The 14,111-nt window shown below is 44.9% G+C and carries 4 protein-coding genes; all 4 read left to right on the forward strand.

The annotated features are described in order from the left end of the window. Nucleotides 1-98: 98 nt before the first annotated feature. The 4 genes from ACN6KS_RS09510 (at nucleotide 99) to ACN6KS_RS09525 (ending at nucleotide 14,095) form a co-directional block, all read left to right on the forward strand. A complete protein-coding gene (locus ACN6KS_RS09510; RefSeq protein WP_440961867.1) occupies nucleotides 99-5,255 on the forward strand; it encodes an endo-alpha-N-acetylgalactosaminidase family protein in 5,157 nt (1,718 codons plus the stop codon). A gap of 130 nt (nucleotides 5,256-5,385) precedes the next feature. Further along, on the forward strand, nucleotides 5,386-10,266 hold the full coding sequence (locus tag ACN6KS_RS09515) for a discoidin domain-containing protein (RefSeq protein WP_440961868.1): 4,881 nt from the start codon (nucleotides 5,386-5,388) through the stop codon (nucleotides 10,264-10,266). Between the two features lie 48 nt (nucleotides 10,267-10,314). Beyond that, entirely contained in the window at nucleotides 10,315-11,040 is a 726-nt protein-coding gene (locus ACN6KS_RS09520) for a cohesin domain-containing protein (RefSeq protein ID WP_440961869.1), read from the forward strand. A gap of 49 nt (nucleotides 11,041-11,089) precedes the next feature. Next, nucleotides 11,090-14,095, forward strand: coding sequence for a sialidase domain-containing protein (locus ACN6KS_RS09525; RefSeq protein ID WP_440961870.1), 3,006 nt, complete (start codon nucleotides 11,090-11,092; stop codon nucleotides 14,093-14,095). Nucleotides 14,096-14,111 lie beyond the last annotated feature (16 nt).

The raw sequence follows: 14,111 nt of genomic DNA on the forward strand, positions 1-14,111 counted from the left end.
TCATTATGGCCTTTCGATGTTAAAAACATACAATTAAAGGAAATATGTGAATTTATAATGTTCTTCTACTTATATTTAAGTGAAAAGAGGTCGTAGAGATGAGAAAACGTTACAAAGCGTTTAGCTTACTATTGACGTTGTTGCTAGGGGTACAGATTGGCTTGCCATCGGCAGCCGTATTTGCAGCTCAAGAATCGGATGTGTATTTCAGAGATTATAATGATGGCAACATCAGCGGATGGACTCCAGCTAAGGGGACAACTACTTTTTCGGCGGATCAAGGTGCTGTTAAGGCGGTGACAACAGGGGTTGTTATTATAGCAGACCAAGATTCACCTAAGGTAGCTAACGCTGAATATGAGGTGAAGTTAAAGTTTAGCCAGCCTGCCACTCGATTTGGACTGGTCTACCGATTCGTCGATAGCAATAACTACAATGTTATCCAATATGATGCGGGTACTTGGGGCTGGGATGCAATGAAAGGAGGAACGGAATCGTATGGAAATATTACGGCTCCTAGTTTTACTTTTGCTGCGGACCAACAGTATACCCTCAAATTGCGATATGAGAAGGATAGCGTAAGTTTATCAATCGATGGCAACAACGTGCTTACGACGAGTCTTCCCTCTTTATCGACAAGTGCAGGAAAGATTGGACTTCGCAGCTGGTTTAATAACAAGACCCTATGGATTGACGATGTGAAGGTAACTCCAATTGTATCCACGGATCCAGTACCAAGGCCGATTACGATTACAGAAACTTTAAGCTCGGATACGATGAAGGTCGAAATCGATAAAGAATTCCCACGGGTTAAACAATACACATGGTTAGACAGCGGCGCGGAAATGTATGGACAGTTAAATGGATTTAATGAAATAAAAATCAACGAGAAGTCTTATTTCGTTGTCGCTTCTGATTTTAGTAAAAAAGCAGCAGATGCCACACATGGTGAGATTGCAGCCTACACAATTCAGATTCCAGAAATTAAAGTGAACCTCAAAGTTGAAATGGAGGTTCAGGATAACATTCTTCAGTTCAAAGTGGCCAGCATCGAAGAGAATGGTACCGAAAAAGTGAAGACCATTGGCTTCCCGAATCATGACCTTGTTTCTGTCATTGGAACTCAGCCTACAGCGCAGGAAACGGCCGTTCGCATAACTGGTGGCTGGAACATTGTACAGGACGAATTTAACAACATTAAGACGCAAGTAGCAGACGTTAGTGGGAGCCGTACCTATGCATTCGTTAACTCCGACGTCTTAGCTGCGAGTGTAATTACGAATGTAGTAAACGGCTATGATAAGGTGCGTATTAAGGTAGGCGATGATACGGCGCTCCATACGAAAAAAGCAACAATATCGGGAGGATCATGGGTTTATCGTGGAAGTGCAGTGCTCGATCCGGAACCTCTGCCTTGGGCTAAAGTTGTACTGACACCAGATGCGAATGGAGACAACGTTGTGGACTGGCAAGATGGGGCCATTGTATATCGTCAGAATACGGATGCTCCAACCGGCAGTGAAATGATAAGGGACAATATCTCTTATATCAGCATGAATATCGGATCTACTACAACTTCACCGTTCTTGCGTGCTTTTGATAATGCGAAGAAGATCTCTAATCTCACGGATGGCTTTGGACAGCTGATTCTATTCAAAGGATATCAAGCGGAAGGTCATGATGACTCTCACCCGGATTACGGCGGTCATATCGGTATTCGTCAGGGTGGAGAGAAGGATTTTAATTATATTTTGAGTGAAGGAAAGAAATACAATATCCGCGGCGGTGTACACATTAACGCAACAGAATACGCGCTGGATGCTTTCGGCACCAAAATGGAAAATATGAATCAGCCTTTGAGTAAAGGCTGGGGCTGGCTGGATCAAACATTCTATGTTAACAAAACCAAAGATGTGGAATCCGGTGAATTAAAAAGACGTCTGGATATGCTGAAAAGCGACACAGGCGACAACCTTTCCTTTGTATATGTGGATGTATATGACGGTGCCGATTATAATGCGAAGAAACTCGCAGATTATATCAACGGTAACGGCTGGATGCTCGGAACAGAATTTGCAGGACCTCTATTTGAGCAGGCCTCTTGGGTTCACTGGGGAACAGATCCGGGGTACCCGAACCAAGGTGACGATAGTAAAGTTACCCGTTTCCTGCGGAATCAATCGCTGGATGGCTTCTTAACAACCCCTTTACTGAAAGGGAATAAGCAGGTAGGCGTGGGTTACTGGCAAAACAGTGCTCCATTCTACAGCTACCAATCAACAAGTGCGGCATTCTTCAATCACAATCTACCAACAAAATATATGCAGCATTTCCCGATTATCAAGATGACCGATAACCGCATTGACTTTGCAGAGAAGGTTGTAGTTGAACGTAAGCAGGACGGTAAGATTCATTTAAGTAAGGATGGACGTGAAATCGCTATCATGACAGATAGCAGCAACATTAGTGACAGTACGGTCTTTATTCCATGGAGTCCTGAGACAGAGGATAAAATCTATCACTGGAATCCAGCGGGTGGCCAAACGACTTGGAGTCTTCCAGAATCATGGAGTAACGTAACGACGGCACAGTTATATAAGCTAACAGATTTGGGACGTGAGCATGTTGGCAGTGTAGAAGTAACTGGAGGTAAGGTCACACTTACAGCGCAGCCGGGGATTGGTTATGCCCTGTATAAGACAACAGCTGCTGAAGAGCCGGAAATGGTATGGGGCGAAGGGAGTTCGGTTAAAGATCCGGGCTTTGACAGCCAAACGTTCGGAAACTGGAAGAAATCTTCCACAGCTGCAAGTGATGATCACATTAAATTTGTGAAGAACAGTAACGCCGATGACCAGCTTCAAGTGAAGGGTCCTGGTGATGCAGTAATTCAGCAGGAGATGACCGGACTTACACCGGGCAAGACGTATTCTGCATCAGTATGGGTGAAAGTAGATGGAAAACGCACTGTGGAAATCGCTGTGAAGCAAGGGGCTGACAAGGTTGTCAATACACTGGATAACACGGAGCATGGCTTTTTAGCCCAGCAGCATAAATATGTGAGCACGAATTTCCAGCGGATTAAGGTTACCTTTGATGCGGTAAGTGAGACCGCCAATCTCTATTTAAATGTAGAAGATGGAAGTTCGACTGTAACCTTTGACGATGTGAGAGTATGGGAGAATCCAACCAAAACTGACGCAGGTAATTCTGTATTGTTCGAGGATTTCGAGAACGTTGATGAGGGCTGGGGTCCCTTCGTTTATTCTAAAATAGGTCCAGTTCGTACGCATTTAGTTGAAAAAGGCGACAATCAGATCATGACTTATGTTCTGGATGGTAATTGGTCGCTTAAAACGAATGAAGATGCAACAGGTGAATGGCTACGTACATTGCCTCACACGCTCCGAATGAAGGAGGATAACCGCTACCATCTGACGATGGACTACAATTCAGATGAGACGGATATGTACACCGTGGCTGTTCGAGTGAAGGAGAATGGGGTAGTTCGTGATCTGGTTAGTGAGAATTTGAAAGAAGGACGCGACACGCTGGATCTATCTTTTACAACCGAAGGGGTGAAAGATGCCTATCTGGCTATTATCAAAAACAAGCTGAATAGTCAGAAGGAGTTAACCGGTACGCTGGTGGTCGATAACATTCGCGTCGATGATGAGGGTGCGATCGTTCCGGAGGAAGGTGTACTTGTTTCGACTATTACATTAACGCCAAATAAGATGGATCTGAACAAAGGAGAGTCTAGTTCCGTTAGCGCTCTGGTTAAACCAGCAAATGCGCATGACCGGACACTGCTCTGGACTTCTGACCACCCGGAAATTGTATCCGTGGATCAGGCCGGAAAAGTTACTGCACTTCAAGCCGGTACGGCGGTCATTACTGCTACCGCAAAAGATGGAAGTAAAAAAAGTGCAACCTCGACGATTAATGTGTATATGCCTAACACGCAAATTCCACAATCACAAATGACTGCAACGGCGAGTAGCTTCCAGCCTGGAGGTGAAGCGAGTCTTGCACTCGATGGAGATATGTCTACAATCTGGCATACGAAATGGACCCCGGCACACTTACCGGAATCCATTACTTTGGACCTCGGAGGCAAATATAACATTAATCAATTCAATTATTCACCTAGAGTATCTGGAACCAATGGAACGATTACAAGCTATAACCTGTACACGAGTGTTGACGGAACGAATTTCACAAAAATGGCAGAAGGATCATGGTCACTCGATCAGACCACAAAAATGGTTCGCTTTACAGCTGTAGAAGCAACACATTTGAGACTTGAGGCTATAGAAGGCGTGGGTACCTTCGCATCTGCTGCAGAACTGAGTGTGTTCAAGACGGAGGATGAGGCAGAGGCAGTAAAAGTCACAGGCGTCGTTATGGATAAAGAACGGCTGGAGATTAAAGTAGGCAGCACGGGCGAATTGAACGCTGCGATAAAGCCTCTGAATGCTTCGAATAAAAAAGTGCTCTGGAGCAGCAGTGATGAAGCTGTAGCAACCGTTGAACAGCAAGACGATCATGCACTTGTTAGGGGATTGAAAGCAGGCGAAGCCGTAATTACGGCAACAACAATGGATGGGGGCTTCGCTGCAACCAGCCGGGTTATCGTATCTGAAACAGACGGCGAGTTAAAATCTTCCTCCACTTTGACAGCGCCAAGTCAAGTTCAGCCAGGAGAAGTGTTCAAAGTCCAATATGGACTACGGAATCTGTCTGATAAGATTTTTGCGCAGGACATCGCCCTAGAATATGCCGCGGATGTTATGGATTTCGTTGAGGCGCGTTCGTTAATTAGTGGGGTAAGCGTTATTGATTCAATCAACAGCACTCCAGGTAAACTTCGCTTTATTGTAGCAAGTGAAGGTGCGACCCATGGAGTTAGTAACAGTGCAGACGTCCTCGAATTAATCTTTAAAGCGAAGGAAGTTAGCCAAACGGTGAATGGGGCAATTGCTGTTAAGAGTGCAATTATTTCAGATGATCAGGGTAAAGAAATTTCGGCAGCGAACTCTTCCGTAAATATCGAGATTGGTAAGAAAGGAACGCAAGGAGACATCAACGGTGACGGTAAAATAACGATCGGGGATCTGGCAATGGTTGCAGCGCAGTATGGCAAGACTACAGCAAGCCCTGATTGGGAGAAAGCGAAGAAAGCAGATATGGACGGTGACGGCAAAATCGGATTGGAAGATTTGGTTATTGTAGCTCGCAAAATTGTAGAGTAATCAAGATCATAGGCCAGGTACATGTGTGAGTAACTAAACATGATGTACCTGGTTTTTTTCAAAAGGGATGATTTGACTAGTAGCAGGAGCAGTATCCTGTCTTGCCGCTTCATTTGAAGGAGGGAATGGTTTGAGAACAATTTATAATCGCTTTGGTATGTGGAGGCTTGCAATCATGATCCTTGTGATTACAGGGCTCATGATTCGCCCGGAAAGCGCCCATGGGGCTTCCGTTGGCAACATTTCTGACTTCGTAAAGAAAGATAATAAGACTTTTGAAATCACGTCAGGCTCTGACAAGATTAGAGTAATTTTTGAGCGGGAGGATATGTTCCGGATTTGGCTTGGTGTGAATGGGCAATTCAAAGAATTGGCAGGAAAAAGTGCGGAAAAGCCGATTGAGCCAATTGTCATCAAGGATAATTTCGGACCTGTTAATGTAAAGTGGTCTGATGAAGGCATGTATTACAAGATGGAAACAGGGAAATTCGTGCTGAGAGCCTACAAGAATCCGTTAAAGTTCGCCATGTACAAAAGTGACAACCAAACGGTGGTGTGGGAAGAATCTGCTGGATTGAATTATAACGGACAGTCAGCCTCACAACAGCTTATCCGGGGTGAGGATGAATATTTCTACGGCGGCGGTATGCAGAATGGATTCTTCAACCATCGTGATCGCAAAATTACTATCGCTAACAACTATGGGGATTGGGGAAGCGGTACAGTTTCGAATCCTGCACCATTCTATTTGAGTACTGCAGGATACGGAGTGCTTCGTAACACTTATCAAAGCGGTACTTATGATTTTGATTCGACCGTCAAGCTGACGCATAACGAAAATCGGTTTGATGCTTATTATTTCTACGGTGAGACAATGAAAGATATTTTAAACGCTTATACAGATCTTACAGGTAAACCGTCCTTGATTCCTCGTTGGGGTATGGGACTTGGTGATGCGGATTGTTACAACAGAGATCCAGAAAAGACCTCCGATGTCGTTAACCTTATTGCCAAAAAATATCGGGAAAACGATATGCCAGGAGCCTGGATTTTACCGAATGACGGATATGGTTGCGGTTATACGAATCTAGGCAACACCGTTGACGAACTACATAAGGAAGGTTTCTATACCGGATTATGGACTCAAAATGGTGTTGATAAAATCGCACAGGAAGTTGGTGTAGAGGGTACGAGGCTGGCTAAACTCGACGTTGCCTGGGTGGGACCTGGATACGATTTCGCCCTGGGTGCCAGCAAACAGGCGTTTACAGGAATTGAAGATAACTCTGATGACAGAGGTTATGTCTGGTCCGTTGGTGGCTGGGCAGGTACCCAGCGATATTCTACCGTATGGTCCGGAGATCAGTCGGGCAGCTGGGAATACATTCGATTCCATATCCCGTCGATGATCGGGGCAGGGCTATCTGGGATGCCATACTCAACCGGTGATATTGATGGGATATTCGGAGGTAGTGCTAAAACCTACGTACGAGACTTGCAGTGGAAGATTTTTACTCCAATCCTGATGAACATGTCTGGTTGGGCAGCCAAAGATAAGCAGCCTTGGGTATGGGGGGAACCTTATACGAGCTATAACAGAGAGGCATTGAAGCTCAGACAGCAATTGACACCATACTTTTATACCTATCTCAATGAGTCTTACGAATCCGGAGCCCCGATCATGCGGGGAATGATCTATTCTTATCCGAATGATCCGAACTCGAAGGGAACGTTAACACAATATCAATTCATGTCCGGGGAATCGTTCCTGGTTGCACCAGTTTATACCGACACGACAATGCGAAACGGAATATATCTTCCGAAAGGAAAATGGATCGATTACTGGACAGGAGAAGAACATTACGGTTCAAAAATGTTAGACGAATACAATGCTCCACTGAATCGTTTGCCGCTTCTAGTAAAGGGTGGAGCAATCATCCCGATGTATCCTGAATCGTTATACGATGGTCAGGTTCCTCCTGATCCAATTACTTATGATATATATCCTTATAAATCCTCAAGCTTTACGATGTATGAAGATGATGGTACATCGAAGGAGCATCGTACAGGCAAATTTGCAAAAACATTAATAACCTCCACCGCTCCTGAGCAAGGGAGTGGAGACTTGATTATCAAGGTTGGAGCAAGCGTAGGTGACTATAAAGGCAAATTGGAGTCACGTAAGAATCAGTTTACAATCCATATGCCAGATCACCCGGAGGCTGTTTCTGTAGATGGAACATCCTATCCTGAATTGCAGTCCAAAGCAGCATGGGATGGAGCAACAAGTGGCTGGTACTATGCTAAGCAAGACAAAGGCGGCATCCTGTACATTAAAACACCATCCATATCCACTGATAAGGAATTTGTTGTGAAAGTCGCAGGCTTTACAGCAGATACGACTCCACTAGTAGATGCTGTCAAAATTGAGCTGCCTCAGGTGGACACAGACCCAAGTCGTATTCCGCAGGAAGATATGATTGCAACTGCAACGAATGCGGCTTCGGATACGCCAGCAGCTAATGTGCTGGATGGCAGCTATGAATCGATATGGCTTTCTTCAGCAAATGCTGGAAGTAAGCAGAGCATCACTTTAGACCTGGGGATTAAACAGTATGTGAATAAAATAAAATACTTGCCAAGACAGTATGGTGGCAAAGACGGCATAATTACAGGTTACAAGCTGTATACGAGTAAGGATGGAACTAACTATACGCTCGTAAGCAGTGGACAATGGAATGAAGACAAACTAGAGAAGACGGTGAATTTTGATACAGTAGAAGCTATTTTTGTGAAGCTTGAAGCGACAGAAGCTGTTGGGGGTGTCGTATCTGCTGCAGAGATCAATCTGTACCGTGATCTATCACAGCCTTCACCGACAGCGATACCTAAAAATGAGATGACAGCCTCAGCGAAAAGCTTCCAGCCTGGTGCGGAAGCAGCTAAAGCGATTGATGGGGACCGGAATTCTGCATGGCATACGAAATGGGATGGATCCGATAAGCTCCCGCAATCCATCATTCTCGATTTAGGTAAGGTTCGCAATGTTAGCCAATTCCGGTATGCACCACGTCTGGATGCTGGGAACGGAACCATTACCTCATACAACCTTTACGTCAGCACGGATGGAGAATTATATACGAAGGTATCCAGTGGTACATGGCTCAGAAACAACTTGAAAAAATACATCCTTTTCGATAGTGTTTCCGCCCGCTATGTGAAGCTTGAAGCAGCTGTTGCACTTGGAGGATTCGCTTCGGCTTCGGAGGTCGATGTCTACGAGGCGCCGAAGGCAGCACCTGAAGTCCGTTTGATTTCAGAAGGCAAACCTGCTACAGCAGACAGTACGGATCAAGCGCATCCGGCTGGCCTTGCTAATGATGGGGATATGGACACATTCTGGTCAGCGGCGGATACGAACAATGGTACTAGCTGGACGGTTGATCTTGGTATGATGCATTCCATTAAATCCTCCGAGGTTTCTTTTGAGCATAGTAACAAGGCTTATCAGTACAAAATTGAAGTTCGGGAAACCGCGAACTCCAATTGGATTACGGTAACGAATCGAACGAATAATCAGGAAACTGGCACCATTCAGGATACATTTGGAAGCCAGGGTAGATTCGCTAGAATTACGGTCACCGGACGGCCTGATGCTCAATCAAAGGCTGCTGTTCGTGAATTCAAACTGTTCGGCATCCCACTGGAAGACGGACAGAAGGTTACTGGCATAAAGCTTGACCGTGAGGCCCTCTCACTTAAGGCGTTGGATGCCCCGGTTCAATTGAAAGCGGTCATTGAGCCTGAGAATGCTGGTAATAAGACAGTTAAGTGGGTAAGCAGCGATCCTGGTGTTGCCAGCGTGGACAGTAAGGGATTGGTCACACCAAAAGGGCAGGGCACGACATCGATTACCGCGACGACAGAAGAAGGCGGTTTTACAGCAACAAGTGTGGTGACGGTCACTGGACAGAGCAACCTAACCGAAATTCCGCAAAGTCAAATGAGTGCAGAAGCTACGAGCTATGAAGCAGGCGAAAACGATCCGAATTTGGCATTGGATGGCGATCCGGATACACATTGGCATACGAAGTGGTTTAACGTTGATCCACTTCCGCAGTCGATAATGGTGAATCTGGGCGGAAAGTATACCATCAGCAAGCTAGGATACTTACCTCGGCCGGATGAAGGCAATGGCACAATTACTGCTTACAACGTGTACACAAGCACCGATGGTGTGAATTACACGCTCATGACAAGCGGGAACTGGCTGCGAAACAAACAGCTTAAGGAAGTGAATTTCGCTCCGGTGAAAGCGACTCACATTAAGCTGGAAGCTGTAAAAGGCGCGGGTGAATTCGCATCCGCAGCTGAGATTACGGTGTATCAAGTGAAGCAGGAATCGGCTCAAGTCCAAGCCGTATTGAGTGCTGATGCATCCGTTACTGCCGGCAAGCCTTTTGTTGTCCGGTATGATGTGAACAATATCTCCGGGAAGGTATTTGCACAGGACCTCACCATTCAGTACGATGCTGACCGTATGGATTATGTATCTGCTAAATCACTGATCCAAGGTGTTGCGATTGTTGAAGAGACAACTAAAACACCTGGAAAGCTTCGTTTGATTATGGCGAGTGAAGGTGCGGAACACGGATTAAGCGGAAATCAACAAATTGCCGAGCTGACATTCCAGGCAAAAGAAGTATCGGAGACGGTTACCGTTAATATCAGTGTGTCAGAAGTACTGCTAGGTGATGAAGACGGAACAGAAACCACAACTGCACCAGCCACAATCTCTGTAAAAGTGAAACCAGAGCAAACAGGAGTATCAGGCGATCTTAACGGCGACGGAAAAGTCAGTATTGGTGACTTGGGTATCGTTGCTGCACACTACGGCAAAGATTCATCAAGTCCTGATTGGCAGCAAGCGAAGCGTGCGGATATGAATGGTGACGGTAAGATCGATATTACAGATCTTGCTCAATTAGCGAAACAAATCGTAAATCTCTAACAGAGGCTGACATCCTGAACAAAATTATAAAAATGAGGTGAGAAGAATTTGAACAGTAATCGATGGTACAAAAAGGCGGTAATAATGACCATGATCGCCGTGATTTTAAGCTGTGTATCTTTTACGAACCCTGTAGTGAATGCAGATGCATCCAATGCTACGCCTTCAGCTACTTTAGCAGGGAGTAAGAAGGTTGTTGCGCCGGGAGAGTCTTTTACCGTGAAGTATGGCATCACCAGTGTCTCCAGTGATGTGTATGCACAGGATATTACCTTTGAATTTGATACGGCTGTCATGGAATACCTTCCAGATTCAATCCGCTCTCTGCAGAAAGGCGTAATTATTATCAATGAACCAACTACAAGTACTCCCGGTAAGCTACGGGTTCTCTTGGCAAGTTTGGGTAGTCAGTATCCGATTACTAGCGATGCTGAAATTGTTGAACTTGGTTTCAAAGCAGCAGATGTAATACAAGACACAGCGGGAGTTATCCGGCTTACTCAAGCGATAATAAGTGACAGTCAAGGGGAAGAATCCGTGCTCCAACCGGCAACCTTAACCATTCAGATCAGAGTAAATACGGAATTATCTATAGACGTGAATGGTGATGGCAAAGTGAGTATTGGTGACTTAGCGATTATCGCAGCGAAGTATGGCATAGATTCGAGCAGTTCGGAGTGGGATGCTGTGAAACGACTTGACCTCGATAGAAGCGGTACGATTGATGTTGCTGATTTGGCAATAGTAGCGAAGAAAATAGTTGAACAAGAGTAGTCAAGGCGAGTAGATACATGGTTATCCAAACCTAAGGAGGACTAATATTTTGAAGAAATTCGCAATCATTATTCTTTCGATCCTGATGGTGGCCATTATGTTTCCATTCACTGCGCTAGCCAATCCAGCAGAACAAGACAAACAGACCGATCCAAGACTTGTGCTTAGAGTAGAGAATAAACAAATTCACAATGCTAATTTTACGAATCTGGATGATAAGGTAGATGCGCTTAAAGCCTTAGATGAAGGGACTATCATTGTCCGGTTCCGCTACACGGGTTCTACAATTATGTCGTTATTCTCCTTAAGTAATAATACGTTGCCGAATGGTCACTTCCATCTATATATCACACCTTCTGCCATCGGAAGTGAGAACCGGTATGAAGAGCCTGGGAAGACAGCGTCTAATACACATGTTAAAGCTGATGTTACGGTGAAAGAGAATGAAGTGCATACCGTAGCCATGGTTGTAGATAAAGTAGAAGGTTATAAATATTTCCTTGATGGGAAACTCCTCAAGCAAGACACAACTACAGCCAAAAAGTTTCTGAATAATATTTATGCACCAAACCGTGCCGAGTTAGGTAGAACAGAGAGAAAATCCGGTTCTAATAACTATCCGTTTAATGGAGAGATTGACTTTGCTGAAGTGTATAGCGAACCGCTGGCGGATCAAGATTTGATTGCTGTAACGGGTGTAACAAGTAAGACTCCGGTTCAAAATCCGTTGCCTGAGCAGGCTTTAATCACTGATCCGTATAACGTTTATTATCCAGGACTGTACGGATCGGATGCATACCGCATTCCGTCACTTCTGTACACGGAGGATGGAACGCTGATCGCAGGAATTGATAAGCGGATCAATCATGGAGGAGATTCACCAGCTAATATTGACATGATGGTAAGACGAAGTCTGGATAACGGAAAGACTTGGGAAAGTAACGGAATTCTAATTAATAACTATCCCGGCAACGCCTCAAACATAGACCAGTCCTTACTGCAGGATAAGGAAACGAAGAGGATTTTCTCTTTAGTTCTTGGATTTCCCGAGGGTGGAGGATTTCCTACCTCGCAAAGAGGTACCGGATACAAGACGATCAATGGAGAAAAATATTTACTTTTGAAAGATTCGAGCAATCAGGAATTTACCGTTCGGGAAAATGGAGAAGTCTATAACAGCTCAAATGTAAAAACTGCCTACAGCGTGGACGCCTTGAGAAATTTATATAACAACAATACAAATATCGGGAATATCTTTCTTAGCAATTCGCCACTTAAACCGCTTGTTACTTCTTATCTTGAGCTATGGCACAGTGATGATGAAGGAGCGACTTGGGAGGGGCCTGTAACTTTAAACCCTTCGGTGAAAGAAGAATGGATGGTATTTCTGGGGGCAGGTCCGGGCACCGGCATTCAATTGGCGAAAGGTCCTCATGCTGGAAGACTGGTGTTCCCCGTGTACTTTACGAATGAAAATAACAGGCAAGCAAGTGCAACCATCTACAGCGATGATCATGGTGAAACATGGCATCGTGGAGAGTCTCCTAATCATGGGCGGGTCGTAGACGGGGTTACCCTTGATGAGAGAACCTTTAATGGCTCTAATAATGAACTTACAGAAGCGCAAGTAGTGGAGTTGCCAGATGGACAGCTAAAGATGTTCATGCGGAATTATTCAGGGTTTGCCCAAATCGCGACCAGCTTTGATGGTGGAGAGACTTGGGCTGCTGAAGTTGTGACAGAACGTGATTTGATTGCTGCTTACTGCCAAATGACGGCGATTCGATACGACGGCCAGATAGATGGGCAGGAAGCTGTTATCTTCGCAAGCCCTGCTAACTCGACCAGTAGAATTAACGGGACGGTGAAGGTAGGTTTAATTAAGGAAGACGGAACCTACGCAAACGGCAGAACGAAGTATAAGTTTGATTGGAAGTATTCCCAGCTGGTCAAAGAAGGCTATTATGCCTATTCAAGTTTGTCTAATCTGGGCAATGGTGAAATCGGTCTTTTCTATGAAGGAACGGGTAGTGAAGCCATGAGTTTTATTAAATTCAATACGGAATATCTCAAATGGCAGCGTCAAGGAGAAATTCAAGATCCTAAGTTGACCTCTATCAAACTTGAATCTGTACAACCGGCAGGGTATGCAGCTAAGGATAAAGTCCAGATTAAAGCTGTCTTTAATCACTATGTCATGCTTAATGGTGATCAGACTTTGAAAGGTAAGATTGGGGATAGAGATGTTGTATTTAAATTGAAGAGTTCAAGTACAGCGGGCACAGAATATGTCTTTGAAGCGGAGTTCCCGGAGCTTACTTCAGGCGAATATCCGTTGGTAGCGGGCTTCGGGACAAATCTGGACATTAGAAATGCTTATGGAATAGCACTAGACACGCAGTCCAGTGAGAATAAGCTGAATTCGGTTATAAAGTCCAAAGCTTCTGAAGACCAAGGTACCTTAGCAACTCTGACAGGTCCAAATCAAGTGAGCGCTGGTGAAGAGTTTAAAGTTCAACTGAGCTTGAAACAGATCAAGGATCCTGTATATGCACAAGACATTACAGTTCAATTTAATACAGACATTGTGGATTTTATATCTGGAATTTCATTAGTGGATGGTGTGCAGGTAGTGGAAACCGTAACTACAGCTCCTGGACAGAGCCGTTTTCTCCTCGCCAGCGAGGGTGCAGACCACGGGGTATTAGGTAACATTCAGCTAATGGAGCTTAACTTCAAAGCAAAGCCATTACTTGAGGCTAAGTCTGGTGAAATTCGGATATCTGATGTGACGATGGGTGATGTAAATGGTATTGAGACAAAGGTTACGGGCTCCGCTTTGACAGTTGTAGTTGCCCCTGAGGATACTGGTCTCAAGGGAGATCTTAACGGCGATGGCAAAGTGAGTATCGGCGATTTAGGAATCATGGCCGCGCATTACGGTAAGGATTCCTCCAGTCCAGATTGGAGTAAGATTAAGCACGCAGATCTGAACAAGGACGGCAAAATAGATATTTCTGATCTTGCTGCACTTGCGAAAAAGATTGTGGAGTAGTTGGCTGCCTCATTTT

The sequence above is a fragment of the Paenibacillus nitricinens genome (genome assembly GCF_052056485.1).
Taxonomy (GTDB): Bacteria; Bacillota; Bacilli; order Paenibacillales; family Paenibacillaceae; genus Paenibacillus_AQ; species Paenibacillus_AQ nitricinens.

Bases quoted from the DNA above. Each gene is read 5' to 3' on its own strand.
- ACN6KS_RS09510 (WP_440961867.1), top strand. From the start codon at position 99: ATGAGAAAACGTTACAAAGCGTTTAGCTTACTATTGACGTTGTTGCTA.